Annotated in this window: 27 protein-coding genes; 11 read left to right on the forward strand and 16 right to left on the reverse strand. The window is 70.6% G+C overall.

The genetic code is table 11. The annotated features are described in order from the left end of the window. Positions 1 to 116 precede the first annotated feature (116 nt). From dhbA to DMC64_RS35325, 4 genes are all read right to left on the reverse strand, one after another. Positions 117 to 866, reverse strand: a complete 750-nt coding sequence (gene dhbA, locus DMC64_RS35310; protein ID WP_125737024.1) for a 2,3-dihydro-2,3-dihydroxybenzoate dehydrogenase — start codon at positions 864 to 866, stop codon at positions 117 to 119. Between the two features lie 355 nt (positions 867 to 1,221). Then, positions 1,222 to 1,683 (reverse strand): GerMN domain-containing protein, encoded by a 462-nt coding sequence (locus DMC64_RS35315; protein WP_125737025.1) that lies wholly within the window; start codon positions 1,681 to 1,683, stop codon positions 1,222 to 1,224. Further along, positions 1,680 to 3,086 (reverse strand): ATP-binding protein, encoded by a 1,407-nt coding sequence (locus DMC64_RS35320; protein WP_125737026.1) that lies wholly within the window; start codon positions 3,084 to 3,086, stop codon positions 1,680 to 1,682. Before DMC64_RS35320 ends, DMC64_RS35315 begins: the two co-directional genes overlap by 4 nt. Next, positions 3,083 to 3,817 (reverse strand): response regulator transcription factor, encoded by a 735-nt coding sequence (locus DMC64_RS35325; RefSeq protein WP_125737027.1) that lies wholly within the window; start codon positions 3,815 to 3,817, stop codon positions 3,083 to 3,085. Before DMC64_RS35325 ends, DMC64_RS35320 begins: the two co-directional genes overlap by 4 nt. 154 nt (positions 3,818 to 3,971) lie before the next feature. Here DMC64_RS35325 and DMC64_RS35330 point away from each other — a divergent pair, with 154 nt between their 5' ends. After that, complete coding sequence (locus DMC64_RS35330) at positions 3,972 to 4,472, forward strand: D-alanyl-D-alanine carboxypeptidase (protein WP_037339819.1); 501 nt, start codon at positions 3,972 to 3,974, stop codon at positions 4,470 to 4,472. Here DMC64_RS35330 and DMC64_RS35335 read toward each other — a convergent pair. Then, positions 4,462 to 5,463: a trans-acting enoyl reductase family protein gene (locus tag DMC64_RS35335; RefSeq protein ID WP_125737028.1), complete on the reverse strand. Its 1,002-nt coding sequence runs from the start codon at positions 5,461 to 5,463 to the stop codon at positions 4,462 to 4,464. The two genes, DMC64_RS35330 and DMC64_RS35335, sit on opposite strands and share 11 nt — an antisense overlap. Before the next feature lie 99 nt (positions 5,464 to 5,562). On the opposite strand from DMC64_RS35335, the gene DMC64_RS35340 reads away from it, so the two are divergent. After that, positions 5,563 to 6,483: a helix-turn-helix domain-containing protein gene (locus tag DMC64_RS35340; protein ID WP_199755194.1), complete on the forward strand. Its 921-nt coding sequence runs from the start codon at positions 5,563 to 5,565 to the stop codon at positions 6,481 to 6,483. Positions 6,484 to 6,572: 89 nt separating this feature from the next. Continuing rightward, positions 6,573 to 7,601, forward strand: coding sequence for a hypothetical protein (locus tag DMC64_RS35345; RefSeq protein WP_125737029.1), 1,029 nt, complete (start codon positions 6,573 to 6,575; stop codon positions 7,599 to 7,601). On the opposite strand, the gene DMC64_RS35350 is transcribed toward DMC64_RS35345, so the two are convergent. The 4 genes from DMC64_RS35350 to DMC64_RS35365 are packed head-to-tail and all read right to left on the reverse strand — an operon-like array spanning position 7,598 to position 12,383. Next, complete coding sequence (locus DMC64_RS35350) at positions 7,598 to 8,419, reverse strand: SGNH/GDSL hydrolase family protein (RefSeq protein WP_125737030.1); 822 nt, start codon at positions 8,417 to 8,419, stop codon at positions 7,598 to 7,600. The two genes, DMC64_RS35345 and DMC64_RS35350, sit on opposite strands and share 4 nt — an antisense overlap. Positions 8,420 to 8,429: 10 nt before the next feature. Then, positions 8,430 to 9,686 (reverse strand): carboxyl transferase domain-containing protein, encoded by a 1,257-nt coding sequence (locus DMC64_RS35355; RefSeq protein ID WP_125737031.1) that lies wholly within the window; start codon positions 9,684 to 9,686, stop codon positions 8,430 to 8,432. Continuing rightward, positions 9,679 to 11,094 (reverse strand): acyl-CoA synthetase, encoded by a 1,416-nt coding sequence (locus DMC64_RS35360; protein WP_125737032.1) that lies wholly within the window; start codon positions 11,092 to 11,094, stop codon positions 9,679 to 9,681. The genes DMC64_RS35355 and DMC64_RS35360 overlap by 8 nt, the downstream gene beginning before the upstream one ends. Before the next feature lie 11 nt (positions 11,095 to 11,105). Further along, the gene (locus DMC64_RS35365) at positions 11,106 to 12,383 is read right to left on the reverse strand and encodes an SLC13 family permease (protein ID WP_125737033.1); all 1,278 of its coding nucleotides are present in this window, start codon (positions 12,381 to 12,383) and stop codon (positions 11,106 to 11,108) included. Positions 12,384 to 12,528: 145 nt separating this feature from the next. Between DMC64_RS35365 and DMC64_RS35370 the strand changes: the two genes are divergently transcribed. Continuing rightward, positions 12,529 to 13,233 (forward strand): FadR/GntR family transcriptional regulator, encoded by a 705-nt coding sequence (locus tag DMC64_RS35370; protein WP_125737034.1) that lies wholly within the window; start codon positions 12,529 to 12,531, stop codon positions 13,231 to 13,233. A gap of 198 nt (positions 13,234 to 13,431) precedes the next feature. Here the strand turns inward: DMC64_RS35370 and DMC64_RS35375 are convergent, their stop codons facing one another. Next, complete coding sequence (locus DMC64_RS35375; protein WP_233629918.1) at positions 13,432 to 14,610, reverse strand: PLP-dependent aminotransferase family protein; 1,179 nt, start codon at positions 14,608 to 14,610, stop codon at positions 13,432 to 13,434. A gap of 111 nt (positions 14,611 to 14,721) precedes the next feature. Here DMC64_RS35375 and DMC64_RS35380 point away from each other — a divergent pair, with 111 nt between their 5' ends. Next, entirely contained in the window at positions 14,722 to 15,072 is a 351-nt protein-coding gene (locus tag DMC64_RS35380; RefSeq protein ID WP_073844509.1) for a hypothetical protein, read from the forward strand. Here the strand turns inward: DMC64_RS35380 and DMC64_RS35385 are convergent. Beyond that, complete coding sequence (locus tag DMC64_RS35385; RefSeq protein ID WP_125737035.1) at positions 15,069 to 16,292, reverse strand: FAD-binding protein; 1,224 nt, start codon at positions 16,290 to 16,292, stop codon at positions 15,069 to 15,071. The two genes, DMC64_RS35380 and DMC64_RS35385, sit on opposite strands and share 4 nt — an antisense overlap. Before the next feature lie 71 nt (positions 16,293 to 16,363). Here DMC64_RS35385 and DMC64_RS35390 point away from each other — a divergent pair, with 71 nt between their 5' ends. From DMC64_RS35390 to DMC64_RS35405, 4 genes are all read left to right on the forward strand, one after another. Next, positions 16,364 to 17,602 (forward strand): ArsB/NhaD family transporter, encoded by a 1,239-nt coding sequence (locus tag DMC64_RS35390; protein WP_125737036.1) that lies wholly within the window; start codon positions 16,364 to 16,366, stop codon positions 17,600 to 17,602. 12 nt (positions 17,603 to 17,614) lie between these two features. Beyond that, the gene (locus DMC64_RS35395; protein ID WP_125737037.1) at positions 17,615 to 18,385 is read left to right on the forward strand and encodes an IclR family transcriptional regulator; all 771 of its coding nucleotides are present in this window, start codon (positions 17,615 to 17,617) and stop codon (positions 18,383 to 18,385) included. Between the two features lie 32 nt (positions 18,386 to 18,417). After that, a complete protein-coding gene (locus tag DMC64_RS35400; RefSeq protein WP_125737038.1) occupies positions 18,418 to 19,593 on the forward strand; it encodes a 4-hydroxybenzoate 3-monooxygenase in 1,176 nt (391 codons plus the stop codon). Positions 19,594 to 19,677: 84 nt separating this feature from the next. Next, complete coding sequence (locus DMC64_RS35405) at positions 19,678 to 20,157, forward strand: hypothetical protein (RefSeq protein WP_125737039.1); 480 nt, start codon at positions 19,678 to 19,680, stop codon at positions 20,155 to 20,157. Between the two features lie 30 nt (positions 20,158 to 20,187). Here the strand turns inward: DMC64_RS35405 and DMC64_RS35410 are convergent, their stop codons facing one another. Further along, positions 20,188 to 20,763: a TetR/AcrR family transcriptional regulator gene (locus DMC64_RS35410; protein ID WP_125737040.1), complete on the reverse strand. Its 576-nt coding sequence runs from the start codon at positions 20,761 to 20,763 to the stop codon at positions 20,188 to 20,190. A gap of 105 nt (positions 20,764 to 20,868) precedes the next feature. On the opposite strand from DMC64_RS35410, the gene DMC64_RS35415 reads away from it, so the two are divergent. Then, on the forward strand, positions 20,869 to 21,378 hold the full coding sequence (locus DMC64_RS35415; RefSeq protein ID WP_125737041.1) for a hypothetical protein: 510 nt from the start codon (positions 20,869 to 20,871) through the stop codon (positions 21,376 to 21,378). Here DMC64_RS35415 and DMC64_RS35420 read toward each other — a convergent pair. From DMC64_RS35420 to DMC64_RS35430, 3 genes are all read right to left on the reverse strand, one after another. After that, positions 21,301 to 22,449: a cytochrome P450 gene (locus DMC64_RS35420; protein WP_125737042.1), complete on the reverse strand. Its 1,149-nt coding sequence runs from the start codon at positions 22,447 to 22,449 to the stop codon at positions 21,301 to 21,303. The two genes, DMC64_RS35415 and DMC64_RS35420, sit on opposite strands and share 78 nt — an antisense overlap. A 14-nt stretch (positions 22,450 to 22,463) precedes the next feature. Further along, positions 22,464 to 23,114, reverse strand: coding sequence for an AraC family transcriptional regulator (locus DMC64_RS35425; protein WP_158634286.1), 651 nt, complete (start codon positions 23,112 to 23,114; stop codon positions 22,464 to 22,466). Positions 23,115 to 23,181: 67 nt separating this feature from the next. Next, the gene (locus DMC64_RS35430; protein ID WP_125737044.1) at positions 23,182 to 23,757 is read right to left on the reverse strand and encodes a TetR/AcrR family transcriptional regulator; all 576 of its coding nucleotides are present in this window, start codon (positions 23,755 to 23,757) and stop codon (positions 23,182 to 23,184) included. Between the two features lie 79 nt (positions 23,758 to 23,836). Between DMC64_RS35430 and DMC64_RS35435 the strand changes: the two genes are divergently transcribed. Beyond that, positions 23,837 to 24,733 carry an SDR family NAD(P)-dependent oxidoreductase gene (locus tag DMC64_RS35435; protein WP_199755195.1) on the forward strand — a complete coding sequence of 299 codons (897 nt, stop codon included), beginning with the start codon at positions 23,837 to 23,839 and terminating at the stop codon, positions 24,731 to 24,733. Here the strand turns inward: DMC64_RS35435 and DMC64_RS35440 are convergent. Continuing rightward, a complete protein-coding gene (locus DMC64_RS35440; protein WP_125737046.1) occupies positions 24,723 to 26,111 on the reverse strand; it encodes a PepSY domain-containing protein in 1,389 nt (462 codons plus the stop codon). The two genes, DMC64_RS35435 and DMC64_RS35440, sit on opposite strands and share 11 nt — an antisense overlap. Positions 26,112 to 26,170: the final 59 nt, after the last annotated feature.

The following is a 26,170-nucleotide window of genomic DNA, read 5'->3' on the forward strand; positions in this document are numbered from 1 at the left end:
TCGCGAATGCTACTGACCGAACAGGCGCCCGTGACAACCCAGTACAAAAGCGCCGACTTTTCGGTTAGCCTAACCTAATCGTACGGACCCGAAAAGTCTTCGTTGCGTCATCGAGATCACGCGCGGAGCGTCGCGCCGCCGTCGACATAGAGGTTCTGCATCGTGATGTGCCGCGCACGATCGGAGGCCAAAAACAGGACGGCGTCGGCGATATCGGCGGGTTCCGCCATCCGGCCCAGCGGTATGCCGACCCGGTATTGCTCCGGATTTCCCGCGATGACACGGTCCGCGCCGCTTTCGTCCGTCCACAGTAGACGTTGCATCTCGGTGTCGGTCGAGCCGGGCGAGACGATGTTGCAGCGGATGCCGGAACCGGCGAGTTCGAGCCCGAGGCAGCGGGTCAGCATGGTTGCCGCGGCCTTCGAAGCGGCGTACGCGGCCATCCCGCTGCGTGGGACTCCCGCCGCGTTCGACCCGACCGTCACCAGCACACCGCTCCGACGGGGCAACATCCGGCGGGAAATCTCGCGGAGCACGGTGAAGACTCCGGTGGAGTTGACCGCGAAGGTCGCCGCCCAGTCCTCGTCGCTCGTGTCGCAGACGGACCCGGGCTTCAGCACACCCGCGACGGACGCCCCGATCCCGATCGGCCCGAGTTCGTTTTCGACCTCGCCGACCACCCGCGCGACGGCGGCGGGATCCCCGACGTCCGCGACGAACGAGGTCACCCCGTCCCGGGAAGCGCTTTCGGCCAGGTCCACCGCCGCCACGATCGCGCCGGCCTCGGCGAGCCCGTCCACGACGGCCGCCCCGATCCCGCGCGCGCCTCCGGTGACGAGCGCGACCTTGCCCTCGATCCCTTCCACGCCACAACCACCCCACGTCCCGTTTGCTTAGCCTTGCCTAAGCTAGCGGGCCGAACCGGACAAAGCGAGGGACCGACACCGGTGATTCGGGCCACTCCTTCTCCAGCCCTGGACGGCAAAATTGCCGTCGTGCGCGCGGTCCGTGTGTGCGTGGCCGCGTTCCGTGAAGGCCTCCTTCACTACCCTGAAGGTAGGGAAGGAGGCCTTCACCACCCTCGCGGCCGCCGGACCTCGCGTGTCCTCAGGGGCGCCCAAATCACCGGCCTGGCCGTGCCCCTCATTGAGCCGAAGGCTCCTTTCGTCGCATCAGACGCGGCGAAGGGAGCCTTCAGCCCACCGCCGACGAACACGACCCCTAGCCAGGCAAGGGACAAGACAGCGGACCACGTACGGATCCCCCACCCTGCAACGTGATCTGCGCGCTTCCCCCGAAGGAATCCCTGGCGGTGCACACGATCTGATCGACCGCCTTCGACGACAAGCCGGCGACGCCGACCGACAGCGTCACCGTGACCCCGTTCGGCGCGGGTGTCTGGTCCAGCACCGCCGTGCCGGCCGGGACTTCCGTGGTGTACTGCCGTTCCCGCTCGCTCTCGTCCGGTCCGGCGGCGAGCAGGTCGACGGGGCTCGCCGGGGGCAACTCCTCGGCGAGCGGGCGCAGCACCCGGGTCGGTTGGCCACCGGACAGGAAGTAGAGCACCGCGGCGTTGGCCGGCCCCACCGGTGCGGGCGCGCCGGCGATCACGGCGCTGGGCCGGACGCCGCAGCCCGCGACCACCGTGACGAGCAGAAGCGCCGCGAGCCAGGTCTTCCTCATGCCGTCCCTCCCCGCCGGGGCAAGCGCAGGGTGAACACCGCGCCGCCGTCGGCACCGTTGGCCGCGCTCAACATCCCGCCGTGCAGACGGGCGTTCTCCCAGGCGATCGCCAGCCCGAGTCCGCTGCCGCCGGACCGCGCCCTCGCCGAATCCGCCTTGTAGAACCGGTCGAACACGTGCGGCAGCACCTCGGGCGCCAGCCCGGGACCGCGATCCGAGACCTCCAGCGTGATCTGCTCCCCCGCTTCGGAAAGCCGAAGCGAGACCGGCTTTTCCCCGTGCCGCAACGCGTTCCCGACCAGATTCGCCACGATGACGTCCACCCGCCGGGGATCCCACTCGGCGAAGATCCCGGAGGGCAGCTCTCCCTCCACCTCGCCCGTCCAGCCCCGGATGCGCAGGCTCGCCGTGATCACCTCGGCGACGTCGACCTCCTCCAGTGCCAGCGCGGCGGCCCCGGCGTCGAAGCGGGAGACCTCGATGAGGTCGTTCACCAGCCGGGTCAGGTTGTGCGTCTCCTCGATGCTCATCTTCGCCGCGCGCCCGGCGTCCCCCGGCAGACTCGACGCCTCCTGCTCCAGCACGTCCGCGACCGCGGTCATCGCGGCCAGCGGGGTGCGCAGTTCGTGCGAGACGTCGGCGACGAACCGCCGCGCGTCCGCTTCCATCCGTTCCAGCTCACCGACGTGGCGTTCCAGCGATTCGGCCGTCTCGTTGAACGTCCGCGCCACCCCGGCCAGTTCGTCCGAGCCGCGAACGCCGACCCGGGCCCGCAGGTCGCCCTCGCCCAGCCGCTTGGCCGCCTCACCCAGTTCCCGCACCGGCCGCAGGACCCCGCGGGCGGCCAGCAGCGCCAGCCCGACGGCGAACACGAGCGCCAGCCCGCCGATCAGCCAGGCCCGGGTGGCGAGTTCGTCGATACTCGTCGCCTCCGGCACCATGCTGCGCGCGATGTAGGCCTCGATACCCGAATCCCGTTGCTGCCCACCGGGAAGCAGCACCGTGAACCTCGTGCCCACCACCAGCATCGGCGTGCCGCCGGCGTCGACCCGTTGCCAGGCGACGTTTCCGGCCCGGACCCGCTCGCGAAGCTCCGGCGAGATCAGCGACCGCATCTGCTGGTTCCCGCTCGCCCTGTCCTCGAACAGGACCAGGGAGCTCAGCTGACGATCGGACAGTTCGCCGCTGATCCGGCTCAGCGTCCCGTCCCCCGGCGGCAGCGGGCCGAGCGGGAACAGCGCGGTGGCCTTGTCGACCAGCACGCGGGCGGTGGCGTCCTGAGCCTGCTGGAGGATCAAGGTCCGGGACTGGACGTAGCCGCCTCCGGCGACCGTCGCCGCGGTGATCACGACCAGCAGGCTGAACGCCAGGAGCAGCCGGGTGCGCAGACCCCCAAGCTTCACAGCGGCCCGAACCGGTAGCCGAACCCGCGGACCGTCTGCACGTACACCGGCGCGGACGAGTCGTCCTCGATCTTCGCGCGCAGCCGCTGCACGCAGGCGTCGACGACCCGGGAATCGCCGAAATAGCCGTGCTCCCACACGCTTTCCAGCAGGTACTGGCGGCTGAGCACCCGGCCGGGGACCTGGGTGAGTTCGAGCAGCAGCCGCAGTTCGGTCGGGGCGAGGGCGAGCGGCTTGTCCGCCTTGGTCACCGTCAGCCCGGCACGGTCGATGCCGAGAGCGCCGTGACGCTCGATCTCGACGGGCGCGGGCACCGCGGGCGCCGGTTGCCCGGTGCGGCGCAGCACCGCGCGGATCCTGGCCTCCAGCACCTGGGCCCTGGCGGGTTTGACCACGTAGTCGTCCGCGCCGGCGGCGAGCCCGGCCACCACGTCGATGTCCTCGTTGCGCGCGGTGAGCATGATGATCGGCAGATCCCCCGCCGCGCGGATGCGGCGGCAGACCTCGAAGCCGTCGAGTCCGGGCAGCATGAGGTCCAGCACGACGATGTCCGGCGGCCGTGACGCGAGCCGGGCGAGGCCCTCCTCGCCGGTGGCCACCGCGTCGACCGCGTGGCCGCGGCCGCCCAGCGCCATGCTGAGCCCGTCACGCACGGCTTGGTCGTCCTCGATGAGCAGCACCCTGGGCATGCCGACGACTATCGCAGCGCCGGACGGAATCCGCTCGTCCATGACACGCCATGATGCCCGTCCCGTTTCCGCGGAACGTCCACGGAATGTCATCGTCACGTCACGACGTGATCCGTGCGGAACGGTGACATTTCCGTCGGCGTCCGCGCACGTCGCCGCGATCGGGTTCGGACAGGCGGCGGCGACCGTTGACGGCATGAAAGAACTCGTGCTCGCGGCGATCACCCGCGTCCTCGCGGTACTGCTGCTGATCCCCGCGTGGCTGGCCTCCCCCGGCCAGGCCCGCCGTCTCGCCTGCGGATGGGCGCTGTCACTGCGCTTCCCCGCCGAGAACCTCGCCGGGCTCACCCCCGGAACGCTCGCCGCGTTCACCGACGCCAGGACCGAGGCGTTCTGGCGTCATCGCACGCTCCTCGGCGTCACCTCGGGACATCGCGACGCCGCCGAGCAGCATCGGCTGTTCCTCGCCGAGGCCGGGCGAAAGCGCGTCCTGCCACCGAAGGATTCCGCGCACGTCCGCGGCACCGCACTGGACGTCCGGCCGCGCGAGGGCGCGCAGTGGCTGGAAGACCACGGCGCCCGCTTCGCCCTCTACCGGATCTACGACAACGAATGGTGGCATTTCGAGTACCGGCCCGGCGAGGCTCCGCCCGCGCGGTTGCCGCATCCGGGCTGGCAGGCCGGTGTCAGCCGGTGACGGTGATCCGTGGCGCCAGCGCCGCCAGGAAGTCCGGCGCGTCGAAGATCTCGCCCGCCGACACGACCCCGGTCGCCTTGACCCGCCCGTCGAGCACCCGCTGCGCGGCCTCCACCACCAGCGGTGCCGTGATCGCGTAGATGTCCTGGCCCCGCGCGGCGATCCGCCGTTCCTCGCCGCCGGATCGCACGACGACGTCGACCACGAACTCCTCAGCGGACGGGCCATCCGCGGCGCGTGTCGGCGTCTGGGGCGCCACCACCTCGCGGGCCGCGTTCACGGTCATGTACGTGGTCACCTCGGGGATGTCGAGATGACTCGGGACGGTGACGACGTCGGCCATCGTGAATTCGCCGAGCACGGCACGGGTCCCGAACGGCGCGGGGAAGTCCCAGTCCAGCTCCGGCAGCGCGTCCTCGCGGCGTTCGATGCGGCCGCCGGAGAACCGGATCAGCTTGCCGTCACGCCGTTCCCGCGAGACCTTGCCCGCCGCGCGGGTCCCCTCCGTCGGATGCCAGCTGCTCAGCGCGTACGCGACATGTGCTTCGTCCGCGGAAGTCCACTCACCCATCGCGGCGGTGACCATCAGATCGCCGAGCCCGCCGAAGAACGCCATCGCCGGGACCACCGTCGCTCCCCCGGCACGCTCACCGAAGTCCGCGAAGGTGTCCATGTTCGCTTCGAGTTCCGCGGCCACGTCCAGGTACGGGACGCCGGCCCGCAGCGCCGCTTCGATCACCGGTGCGGCGGTGTCGGCGAACGGCCCGGCCGCGTTGATCACCGCGTCCGCGCCCGCGAACGCGCGGTCGAGCGAAGCCGGGTCCTCGACCGAGGCCTGGCGGATCTCGACGTCGGACCAAGGCAGGCCGCGCAGTTTGGCCTCGTCGCGCCCGACCGCGAGCACACCGAAGCCGCGCTCGCGCAATTCCGCCACCACGAACCGCCCGGTGTGCCCGTAGGCCCCGAACACCGCGACGTCGTACGTACCCATGGTTTCTCCTGCCCTCGGTCGATCCACTGTGGACCATCCTGTCGGCGGAGCCCGCCGATCGACAGTGTCCGGAACGCCATCATGCGTACACTTTCGGACATGAACACGGTCGCCCTCGCCGCCACGGACGGCATGCTGCAGTTCGAGCTGTCCATCGCCCACGAGGTCTTCGACACGGGTCTGTACGAATTCGGGGTCTACGGCTCGGAGCCGGTGCAGATCGGGCGTTTCCTGCTCGAACCGGATCACGGGCTCGATCGCCTCGCCCGCGCCGGCACCGTCATCGTCCCCGGCTGGGCCGACATCGACGTCGATCCGCCCGCGGACCTGGTCGAGGCCGTCCGCGCCGCCCACGAAGCGGGCGCGCGGGTCGCCTCCCTCTGCACGGGCGCGTTCGTCCTGGCGGCCGCCGGCCTGCTCGACGGCCGCCGCGCGACCACGCATTGGGCGCACACCGACGTCCTCGCCGCCCGGTATCCCTCGGTCGAGGTCGATCCCGACGTCCTCTACGTCGACAACGGCAGCGTGCTGACCTCGGCGGGCAAGGCCGCCGCGATGGACCTGTGCCTGCACCTGGTCCGGCGCGACCACGGTTCGGCGGTCGCGAACACCGTCGCCCGCCGTCTGGTCGTCCCGCCGCACCGCGCGGGCGGGCAGGCCCAGTTCGTCACCACCCCGGTGCCCGACCAGGACGACCATCCGCTCGGCGGGCTGCTCCCCTGGATCACCGAACGGCTGGACCTTCCGTTGACCGTCGAGGACCTCGCCCGGCAGGCCAACATGAGTTCCCGCAACCTGGCCCGGCATTTCCGGTCGGCGACCGGGACGACGCCGCTGCGCTGGCTGCTGACTCAGCGCATCCGCCGCGCGCAGGAACTTTTGGAGCGGACCGACGACAGCGTCGACCTGATCGCGGAGGCCACCGGGATGGGCACCGCCGCCACGTTGCGGCGGCATTTCAACCGGACGGTCGGTGTGCCGCCGGACAGCTACCGCCGCACCTTCCGCGCGGCTAGATGATCGATCTCGGACAGTTTCCCTCCCCCGAGGGGCCGAGCCAGGACCTCGGAGGGAGCCCGGCCGACGATCATCCGGCGAGGCTTGAGGGCATGATCCGCACCGTCCCGAAAAGGCCCTCCCGGCATGACGAAGAGCATGCCCCGCCCGCCGCCGCGAAGAAGCCGACTACCTGGAGTTCATGGACGCCGCGTGCCCTGCTGGCATGGTCCTTGCTGTACAGCGCGCTCCAGGCGTACTGGACGTTCGTCGCCAGTCCACCCCGGATGTCGCCGGTGGGCGTCGACCTGATCGCGTTCTCCGGCTGGAAGGCGATCGTGCTCTGCCTCGCCGGGGTGGCGATCACCTTCGCCCTGGGGCGAGGTGGGCAGCGGGCCGCTGTGCAGCGGGTCCTGGTGATCGCGTCCTGGGCGGTGAGCGGGATTCTGGTCGTGGCCGCCGCTCTTTTCCTGCTGGACGTGGTGGGCGGACTACTGCCCGGTATCGGCGTGCAGTTCTTTCCACTCGGCTTCCTCAGCCGCACCGCATGTCTGGTCGGAGCAGCACTGATGGCCATGGTGGCCGTGACACACACGAGGCGGCTGCGCGGCGCTTGCGGGGCCTGCGGGCGCCTCGGCGCGACTCCCCGGATGGAGCGCACACCGGCGTGGGCGAGTGTGGCGGCCTATCTCGCCACCGCGGGCTGCGCCGTACGGATCGTCGCTCAACTCGTGGTGGGGTTCGACAGCGGAGGACTGGGAGTCGGCGTCTCTCTGGTGTTGTTCGAAATCGGGTTCGTTCTCTCGGGCACGTTGCTGCCGTGGGCGCTGGTCCACGACTGGGGCAGGATCTTTCCCCGCTGGGTGCCGGGCCTCGCCGGTCGTCGGGTGCCGCGCTGGCTGGTGCTGGGCCCGGCCGCCGGCATCTCGATCGCGATGATCGTGTACTTCGGGATGATCCTCGCCAACATGGTCGGAATCCTGCTGAGCGGCGCGAACGACCTCGGCTTCGGCAAGGGACTGCCGGACGCGTTCTATTGGGTGTCCGTGCCCGTGTACTGGCTGTGGGGCGCAGCCCTCGGATTCGCCGCCCTCGGCTACGGTCGCCGGACCCGTCCCCGCTGCCGCCAGTGCGGCCACTAGCGCAGCCGCGCCGTGATCAGGTCCGCGACGGCCGCCATCCCTGCCTCGTTCGGGTGGTACGGCACACGGCCCGGCGCGGTCGTGTAGCGCTCCATCCACGGAACGGCGGCGCAGGCGTCATGCTCTGCGCTGGCCGCGGCCGCCGGGATCAGGGATGCCCGCTCGTCGCGCGCCGCCCGCCGGGTCGCCGCCGCCAGCCGGTCCGCGACCTCGCGTTCGAAGGCGAGCTGCTCCGGCGTCAGCGGAACGCCGTCGCACGCCGGCCTGTCGCCCGGAACGATCGTCAGGTAGTCGACGACCAGCACCCGTGCCCGCGGCGCGCGCCGATGGACCGCCGCGACGACGGCGCCGATCTTCTCGTGCACCGTGGTGAGCGCCGTGCGGACGGCGTTCCGGTCGACCTGGCCGCAGTTCGCGCCGCCGGTGTTCTGGCAGCCGTAGGTGAACAGGCTCCCGACGTAGCCGACGTCGTTGCCGCCGATGGTGATCGTCACGAGCCGGGTGTCCCGGGTGACGGCCTCGATCTGCGGCGGCTGCCCGGCCTGCCCGGCGGTGAGGATGTTCGCCGTCGTCGCGCCGCTGCAGGTGACATCGGTGAGGGCCAGACCGCGTCGCCCGGCGACGAGACTCGCGTAGTTCTTCGTCGAACGTCCGCACGCCGCCGGGGTTCCTGGTTGCTGCGGCGGGATTCCCGGCCCCGCCGCGAAGGAGCTGCCCATGGCGACGTAGCGGGCAGGCGCGTCCGCCTGCGCGGGCGGGGTGGCCAGAAGGGCGACCGAGGCCGCGGCGAGCACCGCGGCGGATATCCGCTTGAACATGTCGAACCCCTTATCTCGTAAAGGTGACCGGTTCCGATCCCGCGATGCCGTCGATGGCACCGAGGGCGAGCAGATCTTCGGGGCGTGGCTTCAGCGCGTCGGCGAGGGCGGGGACGTCTTCGTGGCCCCGCTTGAGGATCCCGGCCGCCAGTTCCGGGGCGATGACGGAGAAACAGGCGTCCGGGGTGAGCCAGAGCCGGCCCGCCGAACAGAAGGCGAGCGCGCCGCCCGACCCTCCCTCACCGATCACCAGGGTGGTGATCGGCATCTGGGCCGCCGCGATCGTGCCGAACAGCTCGGCGATCGCGTTCCCGGCGCCGCCGGTCTCCGCGGCCGGATCGGCGGCGGCGCCCGGGGTGTCGACGAGCGTCAGCACCGGCAGCCTCAGCCGGTCGGCGAGGCGGATCAGCCGGGTCGCCGACCGGAAACCGCCGGGGGTGGTCGCCGTCCCGGTCTGCGCTGCGAAGGCAATCGCCCGTCCGCCCCGACTGCCGATTCCGCACACGGCGCCGTCGTCGATGCCGCCCCGGAGGGTGACGCGGGTGTCGAAGTAATCGTCGAGGTAAGCGGCCGCGCGGGGCCGGTCCGCCGACCGGGCGCGCTGGACGGCGTGCCAGCCGTCCGGCGCGGGATCCAGGGCGCCGAGCGCGCGGGGCAGATCAGCCGGACGGTTGCGGGCACCACCGGTCAGCAGACCGAGCCAGACCTCCAGCCGCTCGGCGATCGCGTCCTCAGCCACCAGTTCGTCGACATGGCCGGCCGCGTACTGGCTTTCCGCCGTATAAGCGGGATCGTCGGCATACCGCGTCGGCCGGACCCGGCGTCCGGCGAAGCCCACCTGGGCGCCGGGCACGGCGAGCACGACATCGGCGTCGGCGCCGAGAGACGCCCACACGCCGCCGGTGGTGGGATGTCGCGCGACAGTGATGTGCGGCAGGCCTTCTTGCCGCAACCGCGCCAGACCGCGGACGATCCGTTGCAGTTGCCGGAGCGCGGGAACGCCTTCCTGCATCCGCGTGCCGCCTGTGGACAGCAGCGAAACGACGGGCAGCCGGTGTGCGCAGGCCTGATCGAGCGCTTCTTCGAGCAGCGCGCCGGTCCCGGTGCCCACCGAGCCGCCGAGGAAGCCGAACTCGAAGCGGATCGTCACGGCCTCGTGGCCGCCGAACTTCGCGCGCTCCCAGACGACCGACTCGTCCGTGCCCGTGCGTTCTCTGGCACGCGCCAGGGAATCGGCGTAACCGTCCCAGCCCAGCGGGTCAGTCATGGAGCGCCCGCTTGAGGACCTTGCCCATCTCGTTGCGGGGCAACGCTTCCAGGTAACGCACCACCCGCGGCCGTTTGTGCGGCGACAGCAGTCCCGCGACGTGGTCGGCGAGTTCGGCAGACGTCGGTTTGTCCGCGGCGGGGACGATCCAGGCCACGATGCGCTCGCCGAGGTCGTCGTCCGGCTCCCCGGTGACGGCCGCTTCGGCGACTCCCGGATGTTCCAGGAGCGCGTTCTCGATCTCGCCCGCGCCGATCTTGTAGCCGCCGCTCTTGATCAGGTCGGTGGCGCGGCGGCCGACGATGCGCACGTAGCCGTCCGGATCGCGGATCGCCATGTCGCCGGTTTTGAACCAGCCGTCGTGCAGCGCGGCTTCCGTGGCGTCCGGCCGGTTCAGGTAGCCGAGGAACAGGTTCGGGCCGCGGACCTCGATCTCGCCGACAGTGTCACCGTCGAGCGGTTCACCGGCGTCGTCGACCAACCTCAGTTCGACACCGGGAACCGGCGGGCCGACCGCACCGGGCCGCCGGTCCCCCGTGGCGCGGACACCGCAGTTCATCAGTGTCTCGGTCATGCCATAGCGTTCGACGACGCGCTGCCCGGTCGCGGCGGTGATCCGCTCGTGGTCGGTCGCGGGCAGGGCCGCCGAACCCGACACGAGCAGCCGCGCCGAGCCCACCCCGGCGGCCAGCGCGGGATCGGCCTCGCAGTCGGCCGCCAGCCGGTGATACATCGTCGGGACACCGAAGAGCATCGTGCCTTGCCCGGCGAGTTCCTTCGCGGCGGCTTCGCTCGAGAACCGCCCGAGGTGGTGCAGCGAGCCGCCCCGCCGCAGCGGGCCGACCACGCCCAGGATCAGGCCGTGCACGTGGAAGAGCGGGAGGGCGTGCACGAGGACGTCGGCTTCGGTCCAGTCCCAGATCTCGGCGAGCGCGTCGAGATTCGACGCCACCGCGCGACGCGGGAGCAGGACGCCCTTCGGTGGGCCGGTGGTGCCCGACGTGTAGATGACGAAGGCCGGAGCCTCCGGATCCGGTTCGTCGCCTCGCCACGGCGTGCCCGCGACGTTAAGCTCGACCGGAACACGTTGCAGCGCCCCGAGTTCCGGCGGCAGCGCGACATCCGGCTCGGCCAGCACGAGATCCGGCGCGCTGTCGGCGATGATGTGCGCCAGTTCGCGTGATCCGGCCTTCGGGTTGATCGGCACCACCGGGACTCCGGCGGTCAGCGCGGCGACGATCGCGACACAGGTCCGCAGCGTCGGTGTCGCCCACACCGCGACCCGCGTGCGACCGGCGAGCCCGGCGGCGATCGGACCCGCGACGGACGCGAGTTCGCCGTAGGTCAGGGATTCGTCACCGAAGCGCAGGGCGACGCGGTCGTTCCCGGCGGTCAGTCCGGACAGCATGGATCTCCTCCTCAGCCCCAGTTGGGCACGACGAACACGAGCCAGGCGATCAGCGGCACGACGGCCACCACGAGCGCCCCGTAGACCAGAAGTTGTTTGAAGAACTTGTCGCGGTCGACGTCCTTCGCGTTGGCGAGGACGAGCGCGCCGTTGGTGGAGAAGGGACTGACGTCCACCATCGTCGCCGAGACCGCGAGGGCGGCGATCATGCCGACCGGCCCGATCGTGCCCTGCGCCAGGAACGGGACGGCGAGCGGGATCAGCGCGCCCATCAACCCGACCGAAGACGCGAAGGCCGAGACGACACCGCCGATGTAGCACAGCAGGAGCGCCGCGAGCAGCGGGATCCCCACGGTGGTGACCGCGTTGCCGACGTAGTCGATGGTGCCGATCTCTTTCAGCACCGCCACGTAGGTCAGCACTCCGCAGATCAGCAGCACGGTCGGCCAGGTGATCTCCGAGACCGCGGAACGGCTGGTCTTGGGCCACGCGACGCTGAGCAGGACGGCGACGGTGATGGCGGTCAGCCCGGGGTCGAGATCGAACACCAGGGTGCCGACCACGAGCGCGATCAACCCGGTCAGCGTCACGATCTTGGGGCCGTCCAAGGGAATGCGCTGTTCGTGCGGCAGCGGCTCCTCGTCGGTCCCGGCTCCGCCCGCGCCCGCCGGGACGAGCTGGCGGCGCCGCAGTTTGGTCCCGCCGAGGACGACGAAGAGGACGCCCGCGATGGCGAGGTTCATGCCCAGGCTCGCGAAGAACAGGACCACGGGGCTGCCGGCGAGGTGGTTGCGTTCGACGATCCCGTTGACGATCGAGCCGTAGACGCTGATCGGCGAGAATCCGCCGCCCTGCGCGCCGTGCACCACCATCGCGCCCATGAGCAGCGGGCTGATCTTGTAGCGGGCGGCGAAACCGAGTGCGATCGGCGCGACGATCGCGCACGCTGCCGGGCTCACCGCGCCGATCGCGGTCAGCGCGCCGGTGACCACGAACATCACCCACGGGATGAGCGCGATCCGCCCGCCGACCAGCTGGACCGCCGCGGCCACCAGCCAGTCGGTGGTGCCGTTGGCCCTGGCGATGGCGAACAGGTAGGTGACCCCCACCAGCACCACGAAGATGTCGCCGGGGAAACCGGCGAAGATGCCGTCGGTGTCCAGTCCACCGGCGAGGGTGCCGACGAGGAACGCGCCGGCGAAGGCCAGCGCTCCCATGTTGATCGAGCGGGTCGTGGCGAGCGCGAAGATCACCACGAGGACGAGGATCGAGATCAGCTGGGCGGACATGACCGTCCTCCTTGACGGCGGGAGCCCCCTGGCGAGTGGCCGAGTGGACTAGTGGCTGAGCCACTTTCCCTGCGAGTGGCTCACCCTGTCAAGGGATGAGTGGTAAATTGGCTGAGCCACTTGTCCAGTCAAGGGAGGGGACCGAGTGCCGCAGGCGTTGAGCCGGTTGAACCGGGCGAAGCTCTACGAGCAGGTCGTCGAGCGGATCAAGGCGCACGTCGAAGAGTCCGGCCTGCACGCGGGAGACAAGCTCCCCAGCGAACGCGACCTCGCCGAGCGGCTCGGGGTCAGCCGTGCGTCGATCAAGCAGGCGATCGTCGTGCTCGAAGTGCAGGGGCTGCTGGAGTCACGCCACGGCGGGGGCACCTACCTGCGCAACGATCACCTCGACGTCGAACCGGTCGACGAACTCGTCGCCCGTCGCAGCCGGCTTCCGGAAGTGCTCGAAGCCCGCGAAGCGATGGAGACCAAGCTGGCGGAACTGGCCGCGCTGCGGCGATCCGACGAGGATCTCGCCGCCATCGACGCGGCACTGGAGTTCATGAAGTCCGAGATAGAGGACGGCGGGCACGGCGCCGAAGGCGACCGCCGGTTCCACGAAGCGATCACCGCGGCCGCGAACAACGCCCTCCTCGCCGAGTTCATGCGTTCGATCGACACGCAGATCGCGGAAAGCCGGAACGAGTCGCTGCGGCAGCCCGGCAGGCCATGGCGTTCGCTGAGCCAGCACCACAAGATCGCCGAGGCGATCCGGGCAGGCGCCCCGAAGGCGGCCGCGAACGCGATGCGGCAGCACGTCCAGACCGTCAGCAAGGTCCGCCTGCTGACCTGGGATCCGCAAGCCGACTAGGGCACGACACCCCTGTGCGGACTGGCGGTTACACGTGCCTGGTTGGACGACACGCGTGAGCCGATGGACGACTCACGTGACTGGTTGGACGACACGGCGTGTCGTCCCTCTGGACACGCGTGTCGTCCCGCTGATCACGCGTGTCGTCCATCCGCGGTAGAACCCGGACCGCCACTCACGACCACCGGGACCCGGCGATCAAGGCGACAGGACCTTGCCCAACCGCCGCAACCCTTCGGCGATCGTCTCCGGCCCGTGCGAGGCGAACGACAGCCGCAACGCCGACCGGTCCGGCTCCCCCACCTGGAACGCCGAGCCCGGCACGTAAGCGACGTCGTGACGCAACGCCTCGGGCAGCAGCCGGTCCGTGTCCGCACCACGGGAAAGGGTGACCCAGACGAACATCCCGCCGTCCGGGTCGGTCCAGGTCGTTCCGGGCGGGGTGATCGCGGGCAGTTCCGCCATCATGGCGTCCCGGCGCACGCGGTAGGTCGCGCACAGCCGCCGCACGTGCGCGTCGAGGTCCGCGGCGGCCAGATACTCGGCCGCGGCCGCCTGATCGATGGTCGACGTGTGCAGATCGGTCGCCTGCTTGAGGATCGTGACGCGTCGCAGGAGGTCGCTCGGTGCCCGGAACCAGCCCAGACGCATTCCCGGGGAGATCACCTTCGAGAAGGTGCCGAGGTAGATCGTGCGCCCGGCGAGTTCCGGGCGGGCCGACAGCGGTTCCTCGCGTTCGCCGCGATACCGGAGTTCGTGATACGGGTCGTCCTCGACGAGCCAGAACCCGTGGCGCGCGATCACTTCCGCGAGCGCACGCCGCCGCTGGGGGCTGACCGTGCGCCCGGACGGATTCGAGAACGTCGGGACGAGATACAGCAGCGAAGGCCGTTCCCTGGCAGCGATCTCGTCCAGCGCGACCGGGTCGATCCCTTCCTCGTCACCGGGGACGGGCACGATCCGCGCCTCGGCGAGCTGGAAGCATTGCAGCGCCGAGAGGTACACCGGCTCTTCCACCAGCACGGTGGCGCCGGGGTCGAGCAACGCGGTGCTCAGCAGTTGCAGGCCCTGCTGCGAACCCGTGGTGATCAGGAGATCGTCCACAGTGGTCGGAACTCCGCGACCGGACAGCCGCTCCGCGAGCAGCTCACGCAGCCGCGGATTCCCTTCGGTGGGCGAATACTGCAGGGCGCGCTGGGCGGGCCCGTCCGCGAGCGCCCGGTCGAAGGCGGCACGCAGGCCGTCCACATCGAACAGTTCCGGCGCGGGCACGCCGCCGGCGAACGAGATCACGCCCGGACGGGCGGTGAGCGCGAGCAGGTCGCGCACGGGAGAACTGGTGACGCCGTCCATACGACGGGCGAGGGGAAGAGACATGGAAGCTCCTCGGGAGAAACGTGCGACCCCAGTGCAGCAGCCGGGGATCTTCCCGTGCGAGCAGGCAACTACCGCCACGATAGCAGTTTCGCCTGCCCTAGGCTGTTGTTCGTGCCACTCGTGGAAATCACCTACGCGCCCCACCTTCCCGAAGCCAAACTGCGCGAACTCGGCTCGGTCCTGCCGCATCTCGTGTCCGTCGCGGTGGAATGCCCCGAGGAGCCCTACGACGGAGACCTTCAGCCAGGCGACGTGGAACTGCGCTTCCGCACCCCGGGACCGTTCGACCGCTTCGGACTCGACCTCCTCGTCGAGGTCCGCTCCAAGTGGTTCCCGAGCCGGGCGGACAACCGCCAGGAGCGGGTGGACCTGCTGCGCACCAGCATCGAGTCCGCGACCGGCATCGACGACGTCGGCGTGTATCTCGCGCTGCCCGTCGCGGCCTGGTCGCAGTCGGACTAGCCCTCCCCGAACACGTGCCGCCGGACGAACGGGCTCCGGAACTTGCCGTCCGGGTCCAGTTCGCCGGCCAGCGCCCGGAAATCGCCCAGCTTCGGGTAATCGGCCGCCCGGTGGAACAGCTTCCCCCAATGCGGCCGGACGTCGAACGGCGCCAGCCGGTCCTCCATGACGGGCAACAGCGCCCGGACCGCGTCCTCGTCCGGCAGCCAGGTGAAATGCAGCGCCACCCGGTCGCCGCCGTGGAACGGGCTGAGCCACAGCTCGTCTCCCGCGACCGTGCGGATCTCCGAGGTGAGCAGCACGGGTGCCAGGCGGTCGCCGAGGGCGCGCATCGCCTCCATCGCCGCGACGGCGTGCCGGACGGGCACGAAGTACTCGGTCTGGAGTTCGTTCCCGATGCTGGGCGTGAAATCCAGGCGGAAATGCGGGATCCGTTCGTGCCACGGACCCGGTACCCCGAGCTGCCGCGTGCAGTTGTCCGCCGGGATGCCCGCCGCGTGCGCCGGATGCCGCGGCCCGTCCGCCGCCTTCGCCCCGAAGAAGTCCGCGCCCGGCTGCCCGGGTCCCTTGACCCAGACCTGGTCGACCTCGTCGCGGGCCCAGTTCGTGAACAGGCTGACGCTGTAACCCGCATCCTGGATCTCGTCGAAGTGCTCGTACACCGATTCCCAGGGCAGGCCGTCGAAGACGTCCTGACGGAGATCGAAGGACGGCACCAGGTCGAGGGTTAGCCGCGTCACCACACCCAGCGCGCCGAGCGCGACCACGACCCCGTCGTGCCGGGAGTACGTCTTCACCTCGCCGTCGGCGGTGACGAGCTCCAACCCGGACACGGCGGACGCCAGGCTCTGGTTACGCCGCCCGGAACCGTGGGTCGCCGTCGCGACAGTGCCCGCCACGGTGCAATGCGGCAGCGAAGCGAGGTTCGCCAGTGCGAAACCGGCCGCGTGCACCTGGACGGCGACGTCGCCGTAGCGGGCCGCCGCGGGCACCGTGACCGTCGCCGATTCCGGGTCCAGGACGACGTCCGTGCCGAGCGCGGACAAGTCGAGCAGGACACCGCCCGGACAATCCGCGATGTCGTTGAAACAGTGCCGACTGCCGAGAGCCTTGACCGCGACCGCCCGGGCGACCGTGTCCCGAACCTCGTCGAGATCGCGCGGGCGAACGATCCGCTCCGCGGTGAAGGTCCGATTACCCGCCCAGTTCGTCTCGCCCACCAGTCCCAGCCTAGATTGCCGAGGTCGGCTCGACACCGAGGAGGTTCACGCTGACCGGCATTCCCGGCGAGGTGTTGTCCATCGCGCTCCTGCTGATCGTCCTGGCCTTCGCGGTGATCCGGCCACGCGGCCTCCCGGAGGCGGTCGCCGCCGTCCCCGCAGCCGGGATCGTGCTGGTGGCGGGCGCGATCTCGGTCCCCGACGCGCTCGACGAGGTCACCAGGCTCGCGCCGGTCGTCGGCTTCCTCGCCGCGGTGCTCGTCCTGGCCAAACTGTGCGACGACGAAGGGCTGTTCCAAGCGGCGGGAACGCTCATGGCGCGGTTCAGCCGGGGGAAACCGCGACGGCTGCTGCCCGCGGTGTTCGCGGTCGCGGCGGCGGTCACCGTGGTGCTGAGCCTGGACGCCACCGTCGTCCTGCTGACCCCCGTCGTGTTCGCCACCGCCGCGCGGATGGGCGCACGGGCCAAACCGCACGCCTACGCCTGCACGCATCTGGCGAACTCGGCCTCGTTGCTGCTGCCGGTGTCCAACCTGACCAATCTGCTCGCCGTCGCCGCGACCGGGATCTCGTTCCTGCGGTTCACCGCGCTGATGACCTTGCCCTGGCTCGCGGCGGTCCTCACCGAGTACCTGGTGTTCCGCCGGTTCTTCGCCGCAGACCTGGCGGCCCGGCCCCGCGGCGGAAAAGTGGTCGCGGCCGGGAAGGTCCCGACGTTCGTCCTGGTCGTGCTCGGGCTGACGCTGGCAGGTTTCGTGGTCACGTCCCTGATGGACGTCAGCCCCGCGTGGGCCGCGTTCGCCGGAGCCGCCGTCCTGGCCTGCCGCGCGCTCGCGCAGCGGCGGACCTCCCCCGCCGCGATCGTCCGCTCGGCGAGCATCCCCTTCGTCGCTTTCGTGCTGGCCTTGGCGATCGTGGTCCGCGCCGTGGTCGACAACGGACTGGACGAGGCACTCGGCCACCTGGTGCCGACGTCGACCTCGTTCCTCGCCCTGCTCGGCGCGGCCGCGGTGGCGGCCGTACTGGCTAACCTGATCAACAACCTGCCCGCGGTGCTCGTGCTGCTGCCACTGGCCACCGCGGGCGGGACACCGGTGGTGCTGGCCGTGCTGATCGGCGTCAACCTCGGCCCGAACCTCACCTACGTCGGCTCGCTGGCGACGTTGTTGTGGCGGAGGATCCTGCACCGGCACGACACCCGGCCCGATCTGGGCGAGTTCACGCACCTCGGGCTGCTGACCGTTCCGGCGTCCATCGTGCTCGCCGTCGCCGGTCTGTGGCTCGGCCTCGCCTTGACTTCCACTCAGTGAGAACATGAGTGAATGCCCGGCAATCTGTCCACGCCCGGCGCCGGTGTCGTCTCGCGGGCGTTCGCGCTGCTCGGCGCCTTCGACGTCGACCATCGCGAGCTGTCGCTGACCGAGCTCGCGAACCGCGCCGGTCTGCCGCTGCCCACCGCGCACCGGCTCGCGCGCGACCTCGTGGGCTTGGGCGCACTGGAGCGACGCGAAGATCGGTACGCCGTCGGCAGGCGGCTGTGGGACCTCGGGCTGCTCGCGCCCGTGCAGTACGAACTGCGACAGGTCGCCGCTCCGTTCCTCCAGGATCTCTACGGCGCGACCGGTGCCACCGTGCACCTCGGCGAGCGGGACGGCGACCAGGTGCTCTACCTCGACCGGTTGTCCGGGAACGCGTCCGTACCGGTCGTCAGCCGGATCGGCGGACGGCTCCCCTTGCACGCCACCGGGGTCGGGAAGGTCCTGCTGGCCTGGGCGCCGGAGGACGTCCAGCGTCAGGTGCTCGCCTCGCTGACCCGCGTCACGCCGTACACCGTCACTCAACCCGGCCGCCTGCGCGAACAGTTGCGACGCGTCCGCCGGGAGGGTTACGCGCAAACCGTCGAGGAGATGAGCCGGGGCGCCTGCTCGGTCGCCGTCCCGATCCGGCCCTCCGGTGGCGAGGTCGTCGCCGCGCTCGGCCTGGTCGTGCCGGATCTGAGCCGCGGCCGGGCACGGCTGATCGCCGCCCTCCAGGTCGCGGCCGCCGGGATCGGCCGGAGCCTGCGGGTTTCACTGAGTGGAAGCGAACGCTAGGACTTCGGCCGCCACGCGACCAGACTCCGGTCATGCGTACCCCAGTCGCCATCGTCGGCGCCGGCCCGGCCGGACTCCTCCTGTCGCATCTGCTCGATCTGGCGGGGGTCGAATCGGTACTCGTGGAGACCCGCTCGCGCGAGTACGTCGAGGCGCGGATCCGGGCCGGCATCCTCGAACAGTCCACTGTGGACCTCCTCCGCGAGACCGGTCTCGGCGACCGGCTGGACCGGGAGGGCGACGAGCACCGCGGGATCTACCTGCAGTGGCCGGAGGAACGGCACCATCTCGATTTCGTGGACCTGGTCGGGCGAAGCGTCACCGTGTACGGCCAGACCGAGGTGACGAAGGACCTCGGCAAGGCGCGTGAGGCGGCCGGGCAACAGCTCCACTACGAGGTCACCGGCACCGCCGTGCACGACATCGAAACCGACCGGCCGTATGTCACCTTCACCGACGCGGACGGCGTACAGCAGCGGCTCGACGCCGACGTCGTCGTCGGCTGCGACGGCTCGTTCGGGCCTTGCCGCGCCGCGATCCCCGACGCCGCGAAGCAGACTTGGGAGCGCACCTATCCCTACTCGTGGCTCGGCGTCCTCGCCGACGTCGCACCGTCGACCGACGAGCTCATCTACGCGTGGCATCCCGACGGTTTCGCCATGCACTCGATGCGCTCGGCCACCGTCAGCAGGCTGTACCTGCAGGTGCCCAACGGCACCGACATGGGCGACTGGTCCGACGAGCGGATCTGGGCGGCGCTCGCCACCCGGCTCGGCCACGGACAGCACGGCTGGAGCCTCACGCCGGGCCCGATCACCGACAAAAGTGTGCTGCCCATGCGGAGTTTCGTGCAGCAGCCGATGCGGCACGGCCGTCTCTTCCTCGCCGGCGACGCCGCCCACATCGTGCCGCCGACCGGCGCCAAGGGCCTCAACCTCGCCGTCGCCGACGTCGCCCTTCTCGCCCCCGCGCTGGCCGCTTTGGTGCGGGACAAGGACTTCACGCTCGCCGACGCCTACTCCGACACCGCGTTGCGCCGCGTCTGGCGGTGTACGCATTTCTCGTGGTGGATGACGACGATGCTGCACCGTTCGGACGACCCGTTCGACGGGCAGTTGCAGCTTTCGCAGTTGCAGTGGCTGGCACGGAGCGAAGCGGGCCGCGCCGGGCTGGCGGAGAACTACGCGGGACTGCCCATCGGATTCTGACCACACGAGGCGTTGCCACCGCATAGGATCTCCCCGGCGTGGCCGGACGTCCCGATCTCCGGCGGAGAGCTGTGGAAGGCAGGCATGTCACCCTTTACGTTCGCGAGTATCGAGACCATCCCCCTGGTACTGCAACTCGCGGTCGGCCTACTCGGCCTGATCGTCTCCGTCAAAGGACGCGCCCGGGGAGTCTCCGGTCTGATGGTGGCCGCTTTCGCGGTCATGCTCGTCACGACGGTGTTGGCCATCGTGTGGCAGTTCCTGTCGTTGAGCGTGTCGGACTGGGTCGAGTCCGGCGGCCTGTCCGTCAACGGCATCCGCACGATCTACCTGGCGGTCGCCATCGTGTTCGACACCGCCTCGCTGCTCTCCTGGCTGCTGGTCGCGATCGCGGTCGTCAAGAGCGGCCGCCATTCCCGGCAGCAGCAGGGCTTCGCGCCGCCGGCCAACTATCCGATGGCGCCCCAGCCGGGCTACCCGGTGGCGCAGCCGGGTTATGCCCCGCAGCCGCAGCCCAACCCTCAAGCACAGCAGCCGCCGACAGAGCAGCAGCCGCCGAGCTGAGCCTTCACTCACCCGCGCCGTCGATGCCACTCACGAGGTGACATGAAGCCGCAGCAGGTCTTCGACTCCCTCGAGGAAGGTTTCGCAGATCGGCCCGGGGTCGGTCAAGCAGCCGGTGGCCATCGCGCCGTCCCGCAGCAGGACGAAGCGCCGGGCCGCGACCTCGGCCCGCGCGCTTCCCAAGTGGGCCAGCACGCCGGTGATCACCCCCGCGAACCAGTGCCGGTGGGCGAGGACGGCCTTGTGCACGGGATGGGCCGGGTCCGGATACTCCGACGCGGCGTTGAGGAAGGCGCAGCCGCGGAAGCCGGGTGACCGGATGCCCTCCGTGATGTCGGCGGCGATCGCCCGCAGCGTGTCCGGCGCCGCAGCCCCCTGGGCGACGATGGCCTCGATCTGCCCACGGATCGCCTGGTCGGCTTCCCGCAGGTAGTAGACGATCAGATCGTCCTTGCCCGGGAAATGCCGGTACAGGGTCGCGCGGGTCACCTTCGCTTCGGCCACGATCCGGTCGATGCCCACGGAGTGGATGCCCTCCGTGTAGAAGAGCCTCGTCGCCGTGGTGAGCAGCCTTGTGCGCGCTTCGGACGCTTGACCTTTAACCATTACGGCCATCTTACGGGATAGAACGTTCGGTCTTGACCGCACCGCACACCACTGACACAGTCCAGGTAGACCGAACGTTCTCCTCACCTATTTCAGGGAGCTCTCGTGAGCAGCCAAACCGCCGCCCTCCGGCGCTTGTACTTCGTTCGTTTCGGCTTCGCCCTCGTGTGGGCGGGCCTGCTGTTCACGAGCGCGTCGAAGCTCGGCCCGCTCAGTGTCGCGCTGCTCGTGCTGTACCCGCTGTTCGACGTAGCCGCCGCCGTCATCGACCTTCGCTCGTCGAAGGACGCGCCAGGGCTGTACGTGAACATCGCGATCAGCGCGCTCGCCGGGATCGGCCTCGCGTTCGCCGCCGCGTCCGGCATCCCGGCGGTGCTGCGCGTCTGGGGTGCCTGGGCGATCGTGTCGGGCCTCGTCCAGCTCGCCGTCGGCCTCGGCCGCCGCGAACTGGGCGGCCAGTGGGCGATGATCGCCAGCGGCGCCATCTCCACCCTCGCCGGCACCGCCTTCGTCCTGCAAGCCGCGCAGCCGGACGCCTCATTGGTCAACCTGGCCGGGTACGCCGTGCTCGGCGGGATCTTCTTCCTCGTCTCGGCGATCCGCCTCGGCCGCTGACGCCAGAGAGACCTCCAGGACGTCGATGCCGACCGGGGTGCGGCGGGTGTCCAGGTCCGTGATCGACCAGGGACGGTCCAGCAGGGCCGCGAGGGCGATCCGGACCTGCATCCTGGCGAGATGGGCACCCAGGCAGAAGTGGACACCGTGGCCGAAGGACAAGTGGGGGTTGGGCGTCCGGCCCGGGTCGAACGTGTGCGGGTCCGCGAAGACCGCGGGATCGCGGTTAGCCGCCGAGATCATCGCGACGACCCTCTGGCCCGGACGGAGTTCCCGGCCGCCGAGGACGGTCGGCCGGGTGACGAACCGATCCGTCCCACCCGTGGGCGGCAGGTAGCGAAGGACCTCCTCGACGGCAGGCCGCAGGTCGGCGGGCTTCGGCCGGGACGCGAGGCAAAGAACGGCGTTCACGAGCAGGGTCTTGATCGTTTCGTGGCCGTTGATCAGCAGCAACGCACAGAAATCGATCAGCTCGTCCTCGGTGAGATCCGACGCCAGCAGGATCGCGATGATCCCGGTCGGACGCGCGAACTCTTCGCGGAAGTAGTCGCCCAGTTCGGAGATCGCCCCGTAGAAGGCGGCCTGACGCGACTCGTCCGCGGTGAAGGTGCCGAAGAACGACGTGATCGCTTCGGTCCAGCGGACGAAATCCGGCCACCGTGACGGTCGCACGCCGAGCAGGCCCGCGATCGTGTGCACCGACAACGGATAGGCCAGCTCCCCGACCAGGTCGAAATCCGCCCCGGCCGAGGCGAGCAGCGCGTCGACCCGCGCCGTGATCCCCGGTTCCAGTGACGCCACGGCCCGGGGTGTGAAGACCTGGCTGACGATCCGGCGCAGCGCGTGATGGCGGGGCGGATCCATCGCCTGGAGACCGCGCAGCAACGGATTCGAGCCGTGCGGGACCGGCCCGGTGCTGTGGCGCAGCTCGTCGGATGAGAACACCGTGTGGTCGGTGAGCACTCTGTCCACTTCGGAATACCGGGTCACCACCCAGGCGCCGAACGACTCGGCGTACCGCACCGGACCCACCTCTTGGGCGTGGAAAGCGAAGATCTCCTCGACGGACATAACCCCGGAGAGTGCTATCCGTCCGCCGGCGCCGCTTGGAAGAAACGGACACACGACGCCCCGACCGCTCGCCGGAACTCCGCGAGCATGTGCGGCTGGTCGTAGAACCCGCTGCGGACGGCGATAGCCGCCCAGTCCGGCGCCGGTGACGACCGCGCCAGCGCCATCGCCCGGTGCAACCGCACCACCCGCGCGTACGTCTTGGGGCTCAGCCCCACCGCCACCGAAAACCGCCGCCGCAGCTGTCGCTCGGACAGCCCGGCCGCGGCCGCGTGGTCGGACACCGGCGCCCCGGGCTTCTCGTGTACGGCTTGCAGCACCTGGGCGACCGCCCGGTCGGCCGGGCGGGCCGGTGCCCGCAAGGCCCGGAACGCGGCCTCGAGACCGGAACCGGGGAGCGGCATCCCGGCCAAGGGCACCTCGTCCGCGGCGATCCCCAGCACCGAGGCACATGTGCCCGGCCGTAACCGCACGCCCGTCAATGGCTCGGCCAGGCTCCCGGTCCTGGCCTCCGTTTCCGGGCCGGTCAACCACAGCGAACCGTCCGCGAACACCAGCAGGTCCACGTACGGCTGCGGCAACGCGGGCGGCAATTCCCCGCTGCGCCGCCATATCCGGCCGACGCGGCGGGCGAGCTCGGCGGGCGGGGCGAAATCGCTGGTCACCACCTCATTCAACACCGGCCAGGGCCGCGATCGGCTCGGGGAAGGACGACCGGCTCGGCGTGGACGGTCAGAACCCCGGCCAGCCCCGCCGCAAGAACACGAACGCGGCGTCCAGCGCGGCGGCGGGATCCGCCTCGACCCCGGCCAGGTCCGGGACCTCCAGGACATAGCGCGCCAGCAGCCGCACGGAGAAATCGTCCTGCCCCGACGCTTCGGCGATGACCTTCGCGAGCGCGTCCTCGCAGCCCGTCCACAGCGCCCTGGCGTAGGCGCGCAACGCCGGGGTCGCCACCACCAGATCCGCCACCCGCCGCGCCAGTGGATCGGGATCCGGATCGAACGGGCCACGCGTCGCGAGGAAGTCCTGTAGCGCCTGAAGGATCGACGTGCCCTCGGCCCGGTCACGCACCGCGGCGGCCAAGGCCGCTTCTCGTTCGTGGCCGTGGCCGAGGACCAGCGCCTCCTTGCCGCCCGGGAAGTGCGCGAACAGCGTGGACACCGCCGTGTCCGCGGCGTCGGCGATCTCCGCGACGGTGACGTTGTCGAAACCCCGTTCCAGGAACAGGTCTCGCGCGGCCCTCGACAAGGCCTGGCGTGTCGCCGCCTTCTTGCGTTCGCGTCTGCCCGGCTCGGTCACTCCCATGCCCTCACCATACATCGAAGTCACTCCGAGTTCGGAGCGAGTGTATGTTCGGAGTGACTTCGACTTTGAGGAGAGCGCCGTGAGCCACTGGGACGTCCACCACCTGCCGCGTGCCGACGGCAAGACCTTCCTGGTCACCGGCGGCAACGCGGGGATCGGCTATTTCGTCGCCGAACAGCTCGCCGGAACCGGCGCCACCGTGCTCCTCGGCAGCCGCGACACCGCCAAGGCGGAAGCGGCGATGACGTCGATCCGTTCCCTGGTGCCGGACGCGAGTCTCGGGCACCTGCGTCTGGATCTCTCCGACCTCTCGTCCCTCAAGTCCTCAGTGGACACTCTGGGGATCGACCGGCTCGACGCCGTCGTCTGCAACGCGGGCGTGCTCCTGGAGAACCAGCCGAGGCGGGAGACGTCCGACGGCCTCGAACTGACCTTCGCCACCAACCATCTCGGGCATTTCGTGCTGGTACACCGGTTGATGCCCCTGCTCGAAGCGGCGGAGGCCGGCCGCGTCGTCACCACGGGCAGCTTCGTGGGCAAGTCCGCGGAACTCGACCTGGACGACCTCCAGAGCAAGCGGGATTACCAGCCCAAACGCACTTATGCGCGCTCGAAGCTGGCGCAGATGCTGTTCGCCTTCGAGCTCGACAGGCGGCTGCGCGCGGCCGGGAGCACGGTCCTGAGCGTAGTCGACCATCCCGGCGGCGCGCTCGATTCCCTCACGCCGCCGAGGCCGGTGCACCCCGAGGCCGACGGGCGGAAGTTCCCGGCCGCGCTTCTGTTGCAGGGCAAGGAAGCCGGTGCCTGGCCCGCGGTACGCGCGGTACTCGATCCCGCCGTGCGTGGCGGCGAGATGTTCGGCCCCCGCGTGTTCGGCCTGCGTGGTGAGCCGAGGCGGGAGCCGGTCCGCGGGAAGCTCGCCGACACCGCGCTCGCCGCCCGGTTGTGGGCGGCGAGCGCGGAACTCACACCGTGACGTCGGTCGAGTCCGGTGTGGACTTGCCGCGGGATCGCAGGCCCAGCAGCAGGTCTATCACCAGGAACGCGAGCAGGCTGATGCCGAGCAGCGGCACGAACCAGCCGATCGCGGCGGCCAGGACGAGGAGACCCACCGGCAGCCAGGGCGGCGCCTTGCGCCATTGACCACGCGGGATGGGCCGTCCGAAGGTCAGTCCGGTGGCCCGGGTCGGCCTGCGCTGCCACCACATCCGGTAGCCGAGCACGACCAGCGTGACGAGGCCGGCGCCGAGCAGGAGCAGCACGATCTGGTTGGGCCAGCCGAACAGCACGCCCATATGCGCGTCGATCCCCCAGCGGGCGAGTTTCGCCATCAGCGGGTAGTCGGCGAAGCGCACCTCGCCCAGGATCTGCCCGGTGGTCCCGTCGACCGCGACGGCGTCGACCTGCGTCGGCCAGCCGCGCTCGATTTCCGCCACCTGCCAAGGAGCGCCGGGTTTCGCAGGCAGCCCGATCTCCACCGAGGCGGCGTCGATCCCGGCGGCGCGGGCGGAGGCCAGCATCGCGTCCACGCTCTCGGGCTTCGCGGGTGCCGGTGCGGCGGGGGCTTCGCCGTGACCTGCGTGTCCGGCGTGCTCGTCGCCGCCGGTCACCTTCAACGCCGGGGTCTCCCAGCCGAGGGATTCACGCAGCGCGGAGACGTTCTCCCCCGCGTATGCCGACCATGTCAGCCCTGTCGCGGAGAGGAACAACGCGCCGAGCAGCACCCACAGACCGACGGATCCGTGACGGCGCACCGACTTCCCGCGCGCGGACTCCGCCTTCTCGGCCCGGCGGGCACGGCGGCGGCTCATCCACAGCACGAGACCGCCGAGCGCGACCGCCCACAGCCAGGACGCGGCGAGTTCGCTGTAGAGCCGCCCCGGCTCGCCGAGCAGCAGGTTGCGGTGCAACTGGTCGAGCGTGGTCCGGAACGGCAAGGCGCCGCTCGAGCCGTACGCGACGAGGTCCCCGCGCACCTGCGCGGTGGCCGGGTCGACGAACACCGCGCGCCGTTCGGATTCGCCGAGCCCTTCCTCGGCGAACAGGACCCGAGTCGTGTCGCCCGGCTCGGGAGCGGGCCGGACGGCGACCAGGTCGCCGCCGGGGTGGGCCGCCTGAGCCGCCTTGACCTGGTCGGCGAGCGAAACCTGGCTCAGCCCGACGGGAGCGCGGAGCTGGTCGGAGTAGATCCAGGACTCCATTTGCGGCGTCGCCGCGTAGAGAACGCCGCTGAGCGCGGCGATGAGGATGAACGGTCCGACGAGAACGCCGGCGTAGAAGTGGAAGCGGAGGAACAGCCCGCGCCAGCCGGTCGCGCGCGGCGGGCTCGTGGTCGATTCGATTCGCGTTGCCATGGGGGAACTCCTGAGGCGTCGATGGGGAGGCGTGCGCCTGCGCCGCGCGCCGGGATGCT

This window comes from Amycolatopsis sp. WAC 04197, from assembly GCF_003947475.1.
In the GTDB taxonomy this organism is placed as follows: Bacteria; Actinomycetota; Actinomycetes; order Mycobacteriales; family Pseudonocardiaceae; genus Amycolatopsis; species Amycolatopsis japonica.